15 protein-coding genes and 1 tRNA gene are annotated in these 18,075 nt (G+C 63.7%); 8 read left to right on the top strand and 8 right to left on the bottom strand.

Annotated features, from left to right (window positions below; translation table 11 throughout):
* Window positions 1-29: 29 nt before the first annotated feature.
* The 3 genes from ftsZ to ACPWMG_RS23840 all read left to right on the top strand — a co-directional run bounded on the left by ftsZ (window position 30) and on the right by ACPWMG_RS23840 (window position 2,530).
* A complete protein-coding gene (gene ftsZ / locus ACPWMG_RS23850) occupies window positions 30-1,289 on the top strand; it encodes a cell division protein FtsZ (protein ID WP_483301976.1) in 1,260 nt (419 codons plus the stop codon).
* A 125-nt stretch (window positions 1,290-1,414) separates the two neighbouring features.
* Complete coding sequence (lpxC, locus tag ACPWMG_RS23845) at window positions 1,415-2,338, top strand: UDP-3-O-acyl-N-acetylglucosamine deacetylase (RefSeq protein ID WP_483301975.1); 924 nt, start codon at window positions 1,415-1,417, stop codon at window positions 2,336-2,338.
* A 15-nt stretch (window positions 2,339-2,353) separates the two neighbouring features.
* Window positions 2,354-2,530 (top strand): hypothetical protein, encoded by a 177-nt coding sequence (locus ACPWMG_RS23840; RefSeq protein WP_483301974.1) that lies wholly within the window; start codon window positions 2,354-2,356, stop codon window positions 2,528-2,530.
* Window positions 2,531-2,539: 9 nt separating this feature from the next.
* Here ACPWMG_RS23840 and ACPWMG_RS23835 read toward each other — a convergent pair whose 3' ends face one another.
* On the bottom strand, window positions 2,540-3,001 hold the full coding sequence (locus ACPWMG_RS23835) for an Lrp/AsnC family transcriptional regulator (protein WP_483301973.1): 462 nt from the start codon (window positions 2,999-3,001) through the stop codon (window positions 2,540-2,542).
* 146 nt (window positions 3,002-3,147) lie between these two features.
* On the opposite strand from ACPWMG_RS23835, the gene ACPWMG_RS23830 reads away from it, so the two are divergent.
* The 5 genes from ACPWMG_RS23830 (at window position 3,148) to ACPWMG_RS23810 (ending at window position 9,548) form a co-directional block, all read left to right on the top strand.
* Entirely contained in the window at window positions 3,148-4,308 is a 1,161-nt protein-coding gene (locus ACPWMG_RS23830) for a saccharopine dehydrogenase family protein (RefSeq protein WP_483301972.1), read from the top strand.
* 85 nt (window positions 4,309-4,393) lie between these two features.
* A complete protein-coding gene (locus tag ACPWMG_RS23825; RefSeq protein ID WP_483301971.1) occupies window positions 4,394-6,043 on the top strand; it encodes a methyl-accepting chemotaxis protein in 1,650 nt (549 codons plus the stop codon).
* Window positions 6,044-6,155: 112 nt separating this feature from the next.
* A complete protein-coding gene (locus tag ACPWMG_RS23820; RefSeq protein ID WP_483301970.1) occupies window positions 6,156-7,184 on the top strand; it encodes an amino acid ABC transporter substrate-binding protein in 1,029 nt (342 codons plus the stop codon).
* A gap of 62 nt (window positions 7,185-7,246) precedes the next feature.
* Entirely contained in the window at window positions 7,247-8,431 is a 1,185-nt protein-coding gene (locus tag ACPWMG_RS23815; protein ID WP_483301969.1) for an ABC transporter permease subunit, read from the top strand.
* A gap of 19 nt (window positions 8,432-8,450) precedes the next feature.
* On the top strand, window positions 8,451-9,548 hold the full coding sequence (locus tag ACPWMG_RS23810; protein WP_483301968.1) for an amino acid ABC transporter permease: 1,098 nt from the start codon (window positions 8,451-8,453) through the stop codon (window positions 9,546-9,548).
* 25 nt (window positions 9,549-9,573) lie between these two features.
* Here ACPWMG_RS23810 and ACPWMG_RS23805 read toward each other — a convergent pair whose 3' ends face one another.
* From ACPWMG_RS23805 to ACPWMG_RS23775, 7 genes are all read right to left on the bottom strand, one after another.
* Complete coding sequence (locus ACPWMG_RS23805; RefSeq protein ID WP_483301967.1) at window positions 9,574-10,596, bottom strand: sensor domain-containing diguanylate cyclase; 1,023 nt, start codon at window positions 10,594-10,596, stop codon at window positions 9,574-9,576.
* 73 nt (window positions 10,597-10,669) lie between these two features.
* The gene (locus ACPWMG_RS23800) at window positions 10,670-10,879 is read right to left on the bottom strand and encodes a hypothetical protein (protein WP_483301966.1); all 210 of its coding nucleotides are present in this window, start codon (window positions 10,877-10,879) and stop codon (window positions 10,670-10,672) included.
* Between the two features lie 121 nt (window positions 10,880-11,000).
* Complete coding sequence (locus ACPWMG_RS23795) at window positions 11,001-11,390, bottom strand: DUF488 domain-containing protein (protein ID WP_483301965.1); 390 nt, start codon at window positions 11,388-11,390, stop codon at window positions 11,001-11,003.
* 6 nt (window positions 11,391-11,396) lie between these two features.
* Window positions 11,397-12,062, bottom strand: a complete 666-nt coding sequence (locus tag ACPWMG_RS23790; RefSeq protein WP_483305325.1) for a uracil-DNA glycosylase family protein — start codon at window positions 12,060-12,062, stop codon at window positions 11,397-11,399.
* Window positions 12,015-12,089, bottom strand: a tRNA-Arg gene (locus ACPWMG_RS23785). Before ACPWMG_RS23785 ends, ACPWMG_RS23790 begins: the two co-directional genes overlap by 48 nt.
* 44 nt (window positions 12,090-12,133) lie before the next feature.
* Window positions 12,134-16,027, bottom strand: coding sequence for a translocation/assembly module TamB domain-containing protein (locus tag ACPWMG_RS23780; protein WP_483301964.1), 3,894 nt, complete (start codon window positions 16,025-16,027; stop codon window positions 12,134-12,136).
* Entirely contained in the window at window positions 16,027-18,021 is a 1,995-nt protein-coding gene (locus ACPWMG_RS23775) for an autotransporter assembly complex protein TamA (RefSeq protein ID WP_483301963.1), read from the bottom strand. The genes ACPWMG_RS23780 and ACPWMG_RS23775 overlap by 1 nt, the downstream gene beginning before the upstream one ends.
* Window positions 18,022-18,075 lie beyond the last annotated feature (54 nt).

Here is an 18,075-nt window from a genome sequence, read left to right as displayed (position 1 = left end):
GAAAAATTTGAAAATCTAGGAGAAGAAAAATGCCAATTGAAATGATCGAAGTCGAAGAGTTCAACCTGGGTACGCAGATCAAGGTGATCGGCGTGGGTGGCGGTGGCGGCAACGCCGTCGAGCACATGATTGGCTGCGCTGTGCAAGGCGTGGAATTCATCAGCGCGAACACTGACGCACAGGCCCTGGGCCGCAGCGTTGCACACAAGACCATCCAACTGGGCCAAAGCGGCCTGGGCGCTGGCAGCAAGCCTGAAAAGGGCCGTGAAGCGGCTGAGCTGGCCGTGGACGACATCCGTGCCGCCATCACCGGCGCGCACATGTTGTTCATCACCGCCGGCATGGGCGGCGGCACGGGCACGGGCGCTGCACCTGTGATCGCCCGGGTGGCCAAAGAGATGGGCATTCTGACCGTTGGCGTGATCACCAAGCCTTTCGACTTTGAAGGCCCCAAGCGCATGGCCAACGCCGACAACGGCCTGACCGAGCTGGAAGCCAACGTCGACTCGCTGATCGTGGTGCTGAACGAAAAGCTGCTCGAAGTGCTGGGCGACGACGTCACGCAAGACGAAGCCTTTGCGCATGCCAACGACGTGCTGAAAAACGCCGTGGGCGGCATTGCCGAAATCATCAACGTGCCAGGCCACGTGAACGTCGACTTTGAAGACGTGCGCACCGTGATGGGCGAGCCCGGCAAGGCGATGATGGGTACGGCTGTGGCTGACGGCCCAGACCGCGCACGCATCGCGGCCGAACAAGCCGTAGCCTGCCCACTGCTGGAAGGCATCGATCTGTCGGGCGCCAAGGGCGTGCTGGTGCTGATCTCGGCTGCCAAGGGTTCGCTGAAGTTGAGCGAGTCGCGCCTGGCCATGAACACCATCCGCGCCTACGCTTCGCCCGATGCACACGTCATCTACGGTACGGCTTACGACGACAACCTGGGCGACCAGATCCGCGTGACCGTGGTGGCCACTGGTTTGAGCCGCCAAGGTGCGCGCCGCAATGCGCCTCCGCTGCAAGTGGTGCAACGCACGGGTACCGACAACGTGGGCTTCCAACTGCCGCAAGGCGGTGGCGTGGGCGGCGGCGTGGGTGCTACGGGCGGCCTGGGTGCCATGGGCGGTGCTGGCGGCGTGGGTGGCTCGCAGCCCGACTACGAGTCGCTGCGCGGCCCAGCGGTGTGGCGCACGCCTAACCGCACGCAAGCCAGCGCGCGCGTCGATGCGCTGTCGTCTGGCGGGATGGACGACTACGAAATCCCAGCCTTCCTGCGCAAGCAAGCCGACTAAGGTCTGACCAAGGGCTCACAAGCCCCTTAAAAGCCTACCGCTGCCTAGCTCTGTCTATGGCCGCGGTAGGCTTTTTTCATGACCTTGTAGGATGGATGTGATTGGTCCGCATTTAAAATCGCCGCATGCTCCAGCAACGTACTCTCAAGTCTTTGACCAGCGCCATCGGCGTCGGCATGCACAGTGGCCAACGGGTCGAGTTGACGTTGCGCCCGGCCGCACCCGACACCGGCATCGTGTTCCGCCGCGTCGACCTGCCCGAGCCGGTGGACATCCCCATCTCTGCCATGGCGGTGAGCGACACCCGCATGGCTTCCACCATTGCCACCGGCAATGCCAAGGTGCACACGGTGGAGCACTTGATGTCGGCCTGCGCAGGCCTGGGCATCGACAACCTCTACATCGACATCAACGCCGAAGAAGTGCCCATCTTGGATGGCTCGGCTTCGTCGTTTGTGTTCTTGCTGTCCAACGCGGGCATTGAACTGCAACGCGCGCCGCGCCGCTTCATCAAGGTGACGCAGCCGGTGGAAGTGCGCGAAGGCGAGGGCGCCAACCTGAAGTGGGCGCGGCTCAACCCGTACCACGGCTACAAGCTCAGCTTCGAGATCGACTTTTCGCACCCGGCGGTGGATTCGACAGGCCAGCGCGTCGAGTTCGACATGGGTGAAAACTCCTACTCCCGCGACATCGCGCGGGCACGCACCTTCGGCTTCACCAAAGACGTGGAAATGCTGCGCGCCAACGGCTTGGCGCTGGGCGGTGGGTTGGACAACGCCATCGTGATGGACGACTACAAAGTCCTCAACTCCGATGGTCTGCGTTACGACGACGAGTTCGTCAAACACAAGATCCTCGACGCCATTGGCGACCTGTACCTCATCGGCAAACCGCTGCTCGCGGCCTACAGTGCCTTCCGCTCGGGCCACGCGCTGAACAACCTGCTGCTGCGCGAGCTGCTGGCGCACCCCGAGGCGTACGAAATCGTCACCTTTGACGACGAACGCCAAGCGCCCAAGGGCTTCGCGCAGTTGGCGCGCGCCTGGTAAGGCAGCAATCCCAAGATGCTGCTGTTCCGCTGGTTGATCATGCTGTGCCTGTTGGGCGCAGCCGTCTGTTTTGCGTTTTACGCGGGCACCGGGCAAGAGCGCTACAAGCGTTTCGGCTGGGTCACGCTGAAGTGGACGCTGCTCGCGGCAGCCGGTTTCTTCATCGTCTTGATTCTGGAACGCGTCGCTTAGCGCTACCCTTCACGCCGGTGGCGCCACCGCGCCGCGCCGGTCGATCTTGCGGCTGAGCACGATGGACGTTTGGGTGTGGTTCACCCCGTCGATCAGCCCAATGCGGTCCAGCAGCACATCCAACTGCTCATGCGTTTCGCAGCGCAAAAACACCAGGTAATCAAACGGCCCGCTCACGGCCGAAGCCTCTTCCACCTCGGGCATTTGCTGCAGCGCACGTAGCACCGCCGCCGTGGTTTTGGGCTGGATGCTGAGCCCGCAATAGGCGCGTACGGCAGAGCCCTCCAGCCGCGTGCCCAAGCGCAGGCCATATCCCGCCACCACCCCTTCGCGCTCCAGCCGCGCCAAACGCGCCACCACCGTTGTGCGCGCCAAATGCAGCTTGCGCGCTAGCGTGGCGGTGGGCTCGCGGGCGTTGGCCTGCAGCAGGCTGAGCAGGCGGCGGTCGGTGTCGTCAAGGGTTGTAGACATGGCTGAATCGCATCGGTGGTTATTTCGCTTGTTAGTTTCGCCGTTTTGATAGTTTATAGACAACTTTTTGACGGTCTAGGCGCTACAAATTGACAGCAATTTTTCCTACGATGGGTTACCGATTCACCCATTCCCCGGAGCCCGCTATGACCACCAATCCCAACCCCAACCTGAATGTCGCCGCCCGCCCCATCACCATCCTCGGCGCGGGTCACATCGGCTTTGCCTTGGCCCTGATGCTGCGCAAGGCTGGCGGTTACACCGTGCGCGTGGCCGACCACGACCCGCAGCGCCTGCAGGTGCTGCAAGACCTGGGGTTTGAGGTGTGCCTAGCCCAAGGCGCCGCCGACACCCACGCAGCCATCGCGCACCAGTACGCGGTGCTCAACGCGCTGCCGTTCCACAAAGCCGTGAGCGTGGCGCAAATGTGTGTGGCCGCTGGCGTGCACTACTTCGACCTGACCGAAGACGTGCGCAGCACCCAGGCCATTCAAGCGCTGGCGGCCGATGCGCGCAGTGTGTTGATGCCGCAGTGCGGCCTGGCGCCCGGCTTTATTGGCGTGGTGGGCCACGACCTGGCGCAGCGCTTTGACGCGGTGGACAGCTTGCGCCTGCGCGTGGGCGCCTTGCCCCGCTACCCTAGCAACCGCCTGGGCTACAACCTCACGTGGAGCACCGAAGGCCTGATCAACGAATACTGCAACCCCTGCGAGGCCTTGGTGGACGGCGTGCCGCAACAGGTGCCCGCGCTCGAAGGGCTGGAGACCTTCGCCATCGACGGCGTGGCCTATGAGGCCTTCAATACCTCGGGCGGCTTGGGCACGCTCACCCACACGCTGCAAGGCTGTGCTCGCCATGTCGACTACAAGTCGATCCGCTACCCTGGCCACCACGCCGTGATGAAGCTGTTGCTGCAAGACCTGCGCTTGGCCGACCGACGCGACCTGCTCAAAGACATTCTGGAAGCCGCCGTGCCCGGCACCGACCAAGACGTGGTGCTGGTGTTTGCCACTGCCACCGGCCAGCGTGGCGGGCGGCTGATGCAGGAGTCGTATGCCGCGCGCATCGTTGGCCTGGTGGTGGATGGGCACGGCCTCAGCGCCATCCAAGTGACCACCGCCAGCGGCATGTGCACTGCACTCGACTTGGTGGCCCAAGGGCAACTGCCGCAGGCCGGGTTCATTGGCCAGGAACAGATGGCCTTGGCTGACTTTTTGGGCAACCGCTTTGGCCGTGTCATGGACGGTTCGGCGCAGGCCGATGTGGTTTTTGCGTCAGCTGACCAGCGGGAGACAGTTTCGGAATGAAAGTTGCTTCAAGATGTTTCACCTATGCGCCAGAAGCCCACAAGGCCTCTGGTCGGGCTTTCATCTTTTACTGACCGGAGTTCCCATGCGTTTGTTGAGCCAGCTTTCCATCCGTGCGCGTTTGTATTTCAGCATGGTGTTTTCGTTGCTGGCCTTGTTGGTGGTCGGCGCCATGGGCTACGGCGCCCTCGACCAGACCCGCAGCACCCTCGAGGAACTGCTGGGCCGCAAGCTGCCGGTGATGACCGACGTGGGCGACCTGCGCACCACCCTGGGCGATGTGCGCCGCATCGAGAAAGACATTCTCATCAACGCCAACAACGCGGTCGAAGTGGCTGCCTTGCGCGAGCGTTGGTCGAAGTCGCTGGCTGCACTGCGCAGCGGCATGAGCACCTTGGCCAAGGCGCAAGCCGACGACGCGGCCTACCAAAAAGGCTTGGCCAATGTGAGCGACCTGCTCAAACAATATGAAGTCGGCATTGCCCCCGTGCTGGCGCAAATTGAAGCGGCGCAAATTGACGGCGCCGTGGCCGGGGCCTACGCCGACCGCGTGAAAACCCACATGGAAGGGGCTGACAAAAACCTGTCGGAATTGGTGCTGTTGTCGCGCAGCCAAATGCAGCAAGCGCAAGAAGATTTGAGCACCCGCACCGCCGCCATGTCGGGCCTGCTGGTGGGCATTCCTTTGCTCGCGCTGGCGGTGTTGCTGCCGGTGACGTTGTGGACGGTGCGCAGCATTGCCGGTGCGTTGACGCGCGCCACCGCGCTGGCCGATCGCATTGCCGAAGGTGATTTGTCGGTGGACGTGGAGCTCACCTCGAACGACGAAGTGGGTCACTTGGTGCAGGCCATGGGCCGCATGCAGGAAGCCCTGCGCGCCCTGGTGCAGCAGGTGCAACACGCGGGCGAAAGCATTGCCTTGGCCAGCAGCGAAATTGCCAGCGGCAACCAGGACTTGAGCCAGCGCACCGAACACACGGCGGCCAACCTGCAGGTCACGGCTTCGTCGATGGCGCAGTTGTTAGAGGCTGCGGAGCGCAGCGGCAACGCCAGCCGCCAGGCTAATACTTTCGCCGCCGGTGCGGCGGAAGTGGCCGAGCGCGGTGGCAGCATGGTGGCGCAAGTGGTGCGCACCATGGACGAGATCAACACAAGTTCGCAACGCATTGCCGACATCATTGGCGTGATCGACGGCATCGCCTTCCAGACCAACATCCTGGCGCTGAACGCGGCGGTAGAAGCCGCACGTGCCGGCGAGCAGGGACGAGGCTTTGCCGTGGTGGCCAGCGAAGTGCGCAGCCTGGCCAAACGCTCGGCCGATGCCGCCAAGGAAATCCGCGACCTGATTGGCGCATCGGTCGAACGTGTGCAAGGCGGCACGCGCCTGGTGGGCGACGCTGGCACCACCATGACCGAGCTGATGCGCAGCGTGCGCCAAGTGACCGATGTGATGACCGAGATCGCCGCATCGGCACAGGCCCAAGGCGAAGGCCTGCGAGACGTGAGTGGCTCGGTGCAGCAGTTGGACCAAATGACGCAGCAAAACGCGGCCTTGGTAGAGCAGTCGGCGGCCGCTTCGGCCTCGCTCAACGACCAGGCGGTGCAACTGGGCCATGCGGTGCGCCAGTTCAAATTGAACACCCCCAGCCATGGCCGTAACCGCTTGGGCGTTGCGGCGGTGGTAGCACAGAGCGCGGCACCGGCACCATTGAGGATTGCCCGCGCAAACGTCTAGTTTCAGTTCTGTTTGTCTTTGATGCGCGACTTTTGTGACAGATTCCGCCGGATCAGTATGATCTCCCGGCGCACTCTGAACCCACAAACAAAACGCAAGAGGAGACCATCTGATGCTGAAATCTGCACTGTCTTTTTCCGCCCTGGCGCTGGCCGTCCTGGCGGCCACGGCCACGCCTGCCTTTGCCGGTAAAACGCTGGATGCGGTGAAGAGCAAAGGGGTGGTGACGTGTGGCGTCAATACCTCTGCGCCGGGTTTCTCCAACGCCGACAGCCAGGGCCGGTGGTCGGGCATGGACGTGGACCTGTGCCGCGCCGTGGCCGCTGCGGTGCTGAACGACCCCGAGAAGGTGAAGTTCATCCCGCTGAATTCGCAACAACGTTTTGCCGCGCTGCAGGCCGGTGAGGTGGACGTGTTGTCGCGCAACACCACCTGGACGCTCACGCGCGATGCGTCTTTGGGTCTGACCTTCCTGGGCGTGAACTACTACGACGGTCAAGGCTTCATGGTGCCGAAGAAGCTCAAGGTGGCCAGCGTCTCCAAGCTGGCCAACGCCACCATCTGTGTGCAGGCCGGCACCACCAGCGAACGCAACGTGGCCGACTACTTTGGCGGCAAGGGCATGAAGTACAAATCGGTGGTGTTCGACACCGCTGAGGCTGTGCAAGCGGCGTTTTTCTCGGGCCGCTGCCAGGCCTTGACCACCGATATTTCTGACCTGGTGGGCGCGCGCTCCAAGGCGCCCAATGCCAACGACTTTACGATCCTGCCCGACGTGATTTCCAAAGAGCCGCTCGGCCCAGCCGTGCGCCGTGGCGATGACGAGTGGGCCGCCATTGTCAAGTGGACGCTCTACGCCACGCAAGAAGCCGAAGAGCTGGGCATTGCCAAAACCAACGTGGCCAAACTCAAAGCCGAGAGCAAAGACCCGGCCGTGCAACGCTTCCTGGGTGTGAGCGAAGACACCGGCAAGCTCCTGGGTCTTGACCGTGAATGGGCCTTCCGCATCGTCAACGCGGTGGGCAACTACGGCGAGAGCTTTGAGCGCAACATGGGCGAGAAAACGCCTCTGGGCTTGCCTCGCGGCGTGAACAAGCCGTGGACACAAGGCGGCCTGATTTACGCCATGCCGATTCGTTGAGCATCCATCTGTGTGTTGAAGCCGGGGCGGTGTTGAGCCCCAGCATCTAACACCTGTTGACCATGCCACTGTTTTCTTCTTCCGCTCCGCCCGGCGACGCCGCTTATCTGGCGCGGGAGCGCGCGCGTCGGCGCAACAGTGTGCTGGTGCAGGGCGCGTTTTTACTGGCTCTGGTGGCGTTGCTGGCCTGGCTGGTGGTCAACGTTTCCGACAACCTGAAGGCGCGGCAGATTCGCGCTGGGTTCGACTTTCTGATGTCGCCTGCTGGCTTCAACATCAGCGAGAGCTTGACCGAGTTCGACTCCAGCGACGTCTATCTCACGGCGTTCTGGGTCGGCATGCTCAACACCTTGCGTGTGGCTTTCGCGGCGGTGCTGCTGGCCACCGTGTGCGGCGTCACCATCGGCCTGGCCCGCCTGTCGCACCACCCGCTGGTGCGTGGGTTTGCCGGGCTGTGGGTGCAGTTGTCGCGCAACACACCGCTGCTGATCCAACTGTTGGCCTTGTATTTGATCTTCACCGAGCTGTTCCCCGAAGCCACCGAACCTTGGATGTTGGGTGGCATCGCGCTGTTCTCCAAACAAGGCTTGCAAGTGGCGGCGCCGGCGCAAACCGGTTGGGCCGTGCTGGCCGGCTTGGGGCTGGGCGCGCTGCTGGCATGGGGCGTGGTGCACTGGCTGCGGCGCATGGGGCAGAGCGCTTCGCTCATGGCCACCAGTGGCCTGGCGGTGGCCGGGTTTACGGTGGGGCTGGCGTTGGCTTGGCTGGTGGCTGGTGCCGTGGGCGGGTGGACGCACCCCGAGGTCGATGGTTTGTCCATCAGCGGTGGCGCGGCCCTATCGCCCGAGTTTTTGGCGCTGTGTGTGGGGCTGACGTTTTTCACTTCTGGCGCCATTGCCGAGCTGGTGCGCGCCGGCGTGCTGGCCGTGCCGGTAGGGCAGTGGAATGCGGCGCTGGCCACGGGCATGACGCGGCAGCAGACGATCAGCACGGTGATCTTTCCGCAGGCGCTGCGGCTGGTGATTCCGCCGCTGGCCAGCCAGTACATGAACCTGATCAAGAACTCGTCGCTGGCGGTGTTGATTGGCTACCCCGATGTGGTGTCGATCGGCAACACCGCCATCAACCAGAACGGCCAGGCTTTGGAGGTCATCGTCATCATCATGCTGGTGTACCTGAGCATCAACCTGGTGGTGTCGTTGGTGATGAATGTGGTGAACGCGCGTGTGACGCGCGCGCCGCGCTGAGATGGACTGATGTGGGCTGATGTCTAACGCCGCAACCGACTTCGCCGCACCGCCAGCACCTGGTTGGTGGGCGCGCACCCAAGCGAGCCTGTTCTACAGCCCGCTGGCCAGCGCGGTGTCCATCGTGGCCCTGCTGTGTGCAGGCGCAGCCTTGTTTGCCCTGGCGCAATGGGCGCTGGTGAACGCTGTTTTCCGCGCCGACTTTGAAGCTTGCCGCGCGGCCATGGGGCATGGCGCGTGCTGGGGTTTTGTGACCGAGAAACACCGCCTCATTCTGTTTGGCCGCTACCCCTACGAGGAGCAATGGCGCCCCTTGATCGCCACATTGCTCGTGCTGGCGATGTTGGTGGTCACGGCGATCCCGCGCTGGTGGACGCGGCGCGGCGCTTGGGGGCTGGGGCTAAGCTGGGTGCTCACCCTCACGGTGTTCTTTGCTTTGTTGCGCGGCGGAGTGGCTGGCTTGTCGCTCATCGAATCCGACCGTTGGGGCGGCTTGCCACTCACGGTGATTTTGACGGTGATTGGCATGACCGCTTGTGTGCCCGTGGGCATTTTGCTGGCGCTGGGGCGGCGCTCCAAAATGGCCGTGGTGCGCGGCTTTTGTGTGTTCTACATCGAGCTGGTGCGCGGTGTCCCGTTGATCACCGTGCTGTTTTTTGCCACCTTTGTGTTCCCGCTGCTGATGCCGCCGGGCTGGCGCTTGGATGCGTTCACGCGCGTGGCCCTGGGCATTACTTTGTTCCAGGCGGCTTACGTGGCCGAGACGGTGCGCGGCGGTTTGCAAACCGTGCCGCAGGGGCAGTTTCATGCGGCCGCTTCGCTGGGGCTGGGCTACTGGGGCGCCCACAGGTCCATTATCTTGCCGCAGGCCATGGTGGCGGTGGTGCCGGCGTTTGTGAACAGCTTGCTCAGCACCTTCATGGACACCTCGCTGGTCACCGTGGTCAGCATGTACGACCTCACGGGCTCGCTGAAACTGGCGTTGGGCGATGCACAGTGGCGGCAGTTTTTTGTCGAAGGTTATCTCTTCGTTGCGGCCATCTATTTCGTGGGCTGCTGGGGGCTGGCGCGCTACAGCGACTGGCTGGAGCTGCGGCTGCGCACGCCGCATCGGTAAGGCAAAGGCTTGGGGGTCGGCGTGTTTACCGCAGCACGGGCCGGCCTGCTTTGCGTGACTGTTTGATCTGGTACATGGCGGCATCGGCGGCTTTCAGCGCTTCTGCCGCATTTTGCGTTTCTGGCGGCACACCCAACACACCCACACTGGCGCCTTGGTAGTCGAGCTGGACGTGCCCCAGGTTGTACCGGCCCAATGTGGCTTGGAATACTCGATCCTGGAGCGCGCGCTCAGCATCCGACAACAACGCGAGTTCCTCTGGCCCCATGCCAATCACCACAAACTCGTCGCCGCCCAGGCGTGCAGCCAGATCTTCGACGCGTAGCACCGCACGCAAGCGGTCTGACAACGCAACGAGGAATTGGTCGCCAATGTCGTGGCCGTAGGTGTCGTTGATGGCTTTGAACCCGTCGAGGTCGACAAACGCCACCAGCACCGCCGCACGCCGCCGTGCCCCATGCGCCAGCATCCGCGTCAGTTCCTGCTGTAGCGCGCGCCGGTTGGCCAACTGGGTCAGCGGGTCGGTTGTGGCGTAGGCCGTCAGTTGCGCATTCGCCTTCAGCAGCTTTTGCACCAGTTGCTCGCGCTCCACTTGCTGCGCGATCAAGGTGGCAAACAGCGAAAGCATGCGCTGGGCCTGTGGTGGCAGGTCGTGCCGGTCGGAACTGGCGGCGCACAAGGTGCCGTACAGCGCGCCATCGGCCAGATGCACGGGGGTACTGAGGTAGGTTTGGATGCGCAGATCACGCGCTGCGGCGGAGTCACCCCAGCGGGTGTCCACATCATTGGCAAACGGCTGGTTGGAGTCCAGGGCGCGTTTGCAAAGCGTGTCTTCCCAGGGCACAGCCAGCCCTTCTGGAATCTGCATCTGGCTGACGTTGCGTGCGTACAGAATTTGCTGAACGCTTTGCTGCAGGTCAATGGTGGTCAGGTAGGTCGACTCCATGCCGGTGACCGACTCCAACATTTCCAGTAACGGCCTCGTCAGATCCTCGAGCGTTTTGGCCGACGTGATCGTGACGGAAAGGTGATCAAGTAGAGGATCCATGCGCGCATTATTGCGCGCTTAAAAATAAAGGCTAGTGCCCGAATGGGCGGATAGCCGCTTCGGCAACGCCGGCTTAGTTCCAGCCTCGGCGGTCGCCGTTGCGGAACCCTGAAGACAAGCTAGGCAACAGGCTGTCGGGGGCCTTGCCACTCGCGTCGCGCCAGTCGGCGAGCACTTGCAAGGTCGTGGTGCGCCAACGGCTGGCGGTTGATGAAACGGCAAGGGCCGCCGTATGCGCGCGGTTGCGGTTGTGGCGGCTCGTTTGAATTGTTTTGTCGGGCATGATTTTCTTCCTTCGTCTGTCTTGTGCAGTCTGCAGCATGTTTTAGCGCAGCAGTGTGACGATAGGCTACGACCCCCTGGCAAGGGTAGCAGTGCAGTCTCAAGTATGGGTAGGCCAAGGCCTACAGTTGGCGGCTGCTATCCATTTCGCGCAGCACGCTCTGCAAAACCACGGCCTGGTTTTCGGTCTCGTTGCGCGCGCCAAAAACCAGGGTGATGTCTTGCGCGCCAGCCGCTGCCAGCAGCGCTTGCAGGTGTGTCTTCATCGCGGGAGAGGCCAGTTCTTCGAGGTAACGGGTGCGAAACTCTGGCCACTTGGCGGAGTCATGACCGAACCATTTGATGAGTGCCGGTGTGGGAGACACCTCGCGCGCCCATGCCGCGAGCTTCAGGTCTTCTTTGCGGCGGCCGCGTGGCCAGAAGTGATCCACCAGTACGCGGTAGCCATCTTTGTCCGTGGGGTTTGTGTAGGCCCTTTGAATGTGAATGTGCCGTGACGGTTTTTCTCGCATGACGTTTTACTCGCGTGCTGAGGCAGAGGGCTTTGCCAGCACCTGCCACACGCGCGCGCGCAACATCGGCAGCACATCGTCCTCAAACCACGGGTTGTGCTTGAACCATGCTGTGTTGCGCGGCGAAGGGTGGGGCAGGGGCAGGTAATGGGGGCCAAACTCAGCAAACCGCGACACGGTTTGGGTCACGCCTGACTGCGCGGCGGCGCCTAGAAAGTAGTTCTGTGCGTACCGGCCAATCAGCAGCGTGAGTTCGACTTGCGGCATATGTTGCAGTAGTCGCTCGTGCCACAACGTCGCGCATTCTTCGCGCGGTGGCAGGTCGCCGCTGGCGCCTTTGCCGGGGTAGCAATAACCCATGGGCATGATGGCGATTCGGTTGGCGTCATAAAAAACATCGGCGTCGATTTGCAGCCAGCGGCGCAGGGTTTCGCCGCTATTGTCGTTCCATGGAATGCCGCTTTGGTGCACCTTGGTCCCCGGTGCCTGGCCCACGATGAGCAAGCGTGCCGTGGCGCTGGCTTGCACAATGGGACGCGGACCTAGCGGCAGATGGGCCTCGCAAACGCGGCAAGCCCGAATGTCGGCTAGCAGCGAAGGCAGATCAAGGTGCGGTAGGTGTTGTGGTCCCCTCGACAGGAATCGAACCTGTATCTGACGCTTAGGAGGCATCCGTTCTATCCATTGAACTACGAGGAGGAGCGGCGATTGTAGGGGCTCTGTCGAGGCGCTTTCATTCTGCGCTAGTCGTAGCGCAAGGTGAAGATCAAATCGACTGCGCTATTGGTACCACTCTGCCCACGCAAGGTGAAGCGCTGCGACAAATCGTAGAACACATACAGCGTGCCCAAGGCGCCGGCCAGGCTGGCTTCGTACGACACATAGAAGTTGCGCGAGAAGCGTTTGCCCAGCGTCACGGCGCCGGTTTTACCACCGTCGGTGGTGTTGGTGCTGCCCACAGACAGTTCGTCCAGGCCGAGCTTGCCGGCAAAGCCACCATCGGTTTGTTTGCCGCCCACCAAGGCCATCGCAGCTTGCTGCAGCAGCGCGGCTTCGGCCCCGCCCGAGGCGGATGAATGCCCCAGCAGCAACCAAGCCAGCGCTTCGGTGTCGGACAGCGCGGGTGACGAGTAGATACGGATGTTCGGCGCCAGCGCCGTGCCGGTGATCTGCACACCCACGCGTTGGGTGAGGTTGGGGCGAATCGCCAGAATGTCGAGCAGGGGGTTGTCGTAGCGGCCGGTGAAGCGGATCACGCCGGTGTCGATATCGAGCCACTGGCCGTAGGCGCGGTATTCGCCGTTGTGGGTGCGGATGGTGCCCACCAGCTTGGGCGTGGTGCCGTCGCCAGTGAGGGTGACGTCGCCGCGCAATTCGGTGTTGATGCCCAGGCCGCGCAGGTGGAAGTCGTTGCCCACATCGAGTTTGATGTTCAGCACCGGGGTGATTTGTCGGGCCTTGGGGGGCACGGCTGCCGTGGTGGTGGCGGCACTGCCGGGGCGGCGCACCACCACGTCGTTGTCGAGCTTTGGGGCACTTTCTTCGGGCAGGTTGATGCGTGCGCTGTCGACTTTGAGGGTACCGTCGAGCGCGAGTTTGGTGTCTTCGAGCTTTGCGCCAAGTTGGCCGGAAACGGTGATGCGCATGTCGGGTCGCGTGGTGACGCGCAATTGGCGCGCTTCGGCCTGGATGTCCATGCCCGGTTTGCCGTTCGGCCAGCCCACCACGCCGTGCGCGGTGACGTCGCCGCCGCCCGCGCCTTTGAGGGTGAAGCTGTCAATCGTCATGCGGTCGCCTTGCAGCGTGGCTAGCAGGCTGCCGTCGGAAAGCTCTATACCGTCCACCACGGAGCGCAGCGCCAGGTTGCGCGCCTGCAGCGTGCCGTGCAACTGCGGCGCACCGCGTGTGCCCGACAAGGTGGTGTTGGCTTCCAGATTGCCGCGCATGCGCCAGCCCGGGGGGGCCAGCGCCGACCAGTCGGCAATGCGCGGCAACTTGGCGACCATTTGGCCGGACAGCGGGGCTTGCTCGGGCCAGCTCCAGGCGCCGTCTTGTTGGGTGAGCGTGGTATTGGCGGTGGCGTCGACTTGGCCAGCGTTGACGGTGTCCCAGCGCAGCGCGGCACGCAGGGCAGGGCCGTCGCTGGTCAGGCTGATGCGAGCTTCGCGGATCTGCGCGCGGATGCTGGTGCCGGCCTCTTCGCCGCGCAGAACGATGTCGCCACTGGTGCGCTGCACCTGGGCACGCACGCGCAGTTGCTGGGCCAGGGTGATGTCCCAGTCGCCGCCAAACACCAGGTCGTTGTCGAGCCCGGCTTCGGTCAGGCTGCTGCCGGCAATGGCTTCGAGCCAGCCCATGGGCAGGCCTTCGAGCTTGCCCGCGCTGTGGATCTGGCCGGGTTTGCCTTCCGCCGGTTCCCAGCTCAGCAGCGCAGACCGTGCGTTGGCCCCGGAGATGCGCGCGGGCGGCGTCAACGCGGCCTGGCCGGCACCCACACTCCAACTGCCTTGGGCAAATTGCAGCGGGATGGGCTGGCGTGTGGCCAAGGTCCATGTGCCAGGGCCACGCAACGGGGTTTCAACGCCAACTTTGAGGGTGTTGAGCGTGCCTTGGAGGCCCGCCTTGGTTTGCCCCGCCTGCCCCTGGATTTGCAGCGCGAGGCGCTGCGCCACGGTGGCCGCCTTGGCGTTGACCTGGATATCGGCGCTGCTGAGCCGGCCGCGCACGGTGGCCTCGGTTTCGGTGATGCGGATGGTGTCGTCTGTGGCTTGAGCCGAGGGCAGAGGTGGTGCAGCGACTGGGGCAGATGTGGCGGTGGGCGTGGCTGCGGGTTGTGGTTTGGCTGCCGCCGCAGCGGCGGGGGACGTTGCCGCGCTTTTGCCCGTTTGGCGAATGTTGAGTTTGGCGACCTGCAGGCGCGCATCGACCGCCGGGTCACGCCAGCCACCATCCCAACTGGCTTGTAGCTTGGCGCCGCCTTCGAGCGAAAGCCCCAAGGTTTTCAGTGCTTCAGGTGCGCCGGGCACACGCTGCAGCCAACGCAGGCTGGCGTTGGCGTCAAGCACGTCCAGTGCCACCTGACCCTTGCCTTTGGTGGCGCTGATGTCGCCCTGGCCTTGCAGTTGCAGGCCAGGCGCTTTGAGTGCCACTTCGGCACGGCCCGATTGTTGGGCGATGTTGCCTTCACCGCTGGCCTTGAGTTCGGCTTCATTGGTGTTGACGACCAACTGCTGCAGGGTGACGACCTGGTCGGCCCAGCGGCCATTGGCGCTGGCCTTGCGCAAGTACAGGCCGCCCAGGTCGACCGTGTTTTGCCGTGTGGCGGCCAGGTCGGCGTTGAAGTCCACACCCATGTGCTGCCCTTGCAGGCTGCTTTTTGCGGTGACTTTGCCGTCCAAATGTGCGGCGGCCAGTGTGCTGTAAAGCTGCGCCAAGTTGAGGTTGTCGAACTTCAGGTCGAGGTTCCACGATGAGGCGTCTGCGCTGTTCCATTGTCCTTGTGCGCTGAGCTTGCCGGGCTGTGGGTCACTGCGGCTGGCGCCGGGCACGGTGACCAGCAGCTTGTCGATCAGCACCAACCCATCGTTCCATCCCGCATTGGCTTCCAAGGCGCTCACGGGCAGGCGTTGTTTGTCCCAGGGGCCGGGCAATTGGTTGTCGATGGTCGCCGTGAACTGCCATGCTGCGGCCGGTGCGGGCTTGGCTTGCACCTTGCCGTTCAGTTGGGTGCGTGGGGCTTCGGGCCAGAAGGCCGCCAGGTCGAGTTGCGTGAACTCTGCATTGGCTTCGGGTACGGGCTGGGGCGCCCAGGGTTCCACCACCGCGTGCAGGGTGGCGTGGGGGCTGGGTTCGGGGGCTGATGGTTTCGACGGTGCTTTGTTCGGTGCGTTCTTGGCGGGCGCTGCTTCAATGGCGGCTGCGTCGACCTGGCCTTCCACCACCAGCCGGGTCAACGGGCCTTTCAGCGTCACCACGGCGTTGAGTTTGGCGCTGCGCTGGTGGGCCAACGCGGGCGACACCAAGCTGGCCTTGAGTTCGGCCGCCAACTGCATGGGCGCCTGGCCTTGCAGGGTGGCGCCGCCTTGGTATTGGCCGTCGGCCACGCTCAGTTGGTCGAGTTGCAGTGCGTGTTGGGTGCCGTCAAAGTGATAGCTGGCGCGCAGGCCGGTGGCGGTCAGGGCCGGTGGGCCGGCCCATTCAAACTGGTCGACGCTGAGTTGCTTGACCTCGACGTTGCCCGGCAGCAGCAAGGCCGTGGGCGGTGGTTCGGGCGTGGCTGGTTTGGGTTTCGGCGGGCGTTGGTCGTCCACACGCAAACGGTCGATGTGCAGCTCTTCGACTTCCAGTTGGCGGTGCAGCAGGGCCAGCACGTCCCAGCGCAGCACCAGGCCGTGGCCTTCTACGGTGAGGCCGTCTTGTTGCCACTGCGCGCGGTCGATCTTGCCGCCACGGCGCAGCGAGCCGCCGGCCCCGTCGACCTGCAGGGGCAGGTCGGGCTGCCATTGCTGCGCCCAACTCAGTGCGGTGGGCAGCGAGTTGTCGGTACCCGCCCACCACCACAGGCCTGCGCCTGCGGCCAGCACCAGGGCCAATAGCAGAGCGAGGGGTAGCAGTACCCAAAGGGCCAGTTTCTTCATCAGAACGTAAACCCAACAGAAAGGTGCAGCCGCACTTGTTTGGCTTCCACGCCGTAGGCCAGGTCGATTTGCAGCGGGCCCACGGGCGAGCGCCAGCGTGCGCCCACGCCCACGCCGGTTTGCGGCGTGAGGTTGCCGACCGAGTTGGCCACGGCGCCGCTGTCGACAAACAGCGCGCTTTCCCAATCCGACGCCCGGCCATCCATGTAGATGGGGCGCTGCCATTCAACGCTGCCCACGGCCATGTAGCGGCCGGCCTCGACGATGCCGGTGGAGGTGGGCACACCAATCGAGCGGTAGCCATAGCCGCGTACCGTGTTGTCGCCGCCGGTCAAGAACTGTTGGGTGGCGGGCACGGGCGCTTCTGCGTCGGCAAACACCGCACCCGCTTGCGCGCGTACCGCAATGCGGCCTTGCCTTGGGCTGATGGGCAGGTAGCCCTGCGTGCGCAGCAGACCGCGCAGAAATGGCTTCATCTGGTTGCCGATGGTGATGCCGGGGCCGATCTCCACCGCCAGGCCCCAGCCGCTGGTGGGAAACACCACGTTGTCGAAGTAGCGCCGCGTCCAGCCCCACGACAGGGTGAAGGCGTCGTTGGCGTCGTTGTCCACGGTGGCGTCGCCGCCCGTCACGCGCGCACGGTCGTATTGCAGGTACAGGCTGCGGTCCAGCCGCTCGGTGGTTTGCAAGCGGCCAGCGCGTAGTTGTTCACTCTTGGTGACGAGTGGGTCATCGACCTCGCGTTTGAGGTGGCCCCCGACCACCCAGCGCCAGTAGTCTTCATCGGGCAGCGAGGTGACTTCGGTGCTGAGGTATTGGTTGCGTTTGTCGATCGCGAGTTTCGAGATTGAGCGCCAGTCGATATAGGGCACCTTGTTGTGGGTATGTTCTACCGAGGCACGCGGTCCGCTGTCGGTGCTGATGCCCACACCGAGCACCAGCTTTTGCAGCTTGGCTTCGCGCACCTGGGTTTGCACGGGCGCAGCAGCGGGGTCGGAGTTGGGGTCTACCAGCAGAAAGGCCGAGTCGAAGTAGCCGCTGTCGGCCAGGCGTTGCTGCGCTTTGTAGATCTCTTCGCGGTCGTACACGGTGCCGGGTTTGAGCTGGGCGAAGCGCTCCACCATTTCCTTGGGGTGGTGCTCCAGCCCGGTAATCACCATCGGTCCGACGTGGTACTCGGGGCCCGACTCCAGCGTCACGCCCAGTTGCGCCTGGTGCGCTTCGGGGTCGATGTCGGCGTTGCTGCTGCTCATGCGCCCGGCCAGGTAGCGCCGCCCGGTGAGTTCGCGCAGGGTGGCCGACTTCGCGCCGCTCCAGTCGGATTGTGTGAAGGCCCTGTCCGCGGGCAAACGCCAGTCGCTGCGGATGTGCTGCTGTTGCTCGGCCACATCGGGGGCGGGGTTGGTGGCGATGTCGCCGGTGAAGTCGATCTTCACTTGGGTAACCTGGGTTTGCGGGCCTGGCGTGACTTTCATGTGCACCACTGGTACAGGCACTGGTGTGGGCGTTCCCAGGGATGGCGTGGGCACTGCGGCCTCGGCATCACGCGTGATCTCGATGGTGGGTGAAAAGTAGCCCAGCGTGGCAATCAAATCGCGGGCATTGGCCTCGGCCATGACCAGCAGGCGAGAAAGCTCGGATGCGTTCAGGTCCGCCAAAGTGCTGTAGCGTTGCAGGTCCAAGTGCTTAGTCAGCAGCTCTTTGATGTTGGCAGGGGCGTCGATTTCCAGGGTGAAGGCCTTGGCTCTGGCGTCTTCATGGGCTTGGTCGCGTGCTTCTTCGCGGGTTTTGTTTTCTTTGCTTTGGGCTTCTGCATCGGCGTCGCGGCCGCCGAAGGCTGCGCAACCCGTGAGGGCCAGAGCGCACAACACCAGCCCACACAGCTGCAGGCCAGCGATGGGCGGGCGCAGTGTTGAGCTATTTTGGAGGGGGCGAGGCTGAACGCGCTGGGGGCACCAGTGCGCGGTCAGCGACTGCAGCAGGCGTCGGAGCATGGCCCAATTTTGACACGCGTGCTTTGTGATCCTGTGGGTCTCCGCGCCGCTTAC

Origin of the sequence: Hydrophilobacter chitinilyticus (genome assembly GCF_049860745.1) — a bacterium.
GTDB lineage: Bacteria > Pseudomonadota > Gammaproteobacteria > Burkholderiales > Burkholderiaceae_C > Rhodoferax_B.
Note: the sequence above shows the minus strand (reverse complement) of the source record. Positions and strands in the feature narration are given on the sequence as shown.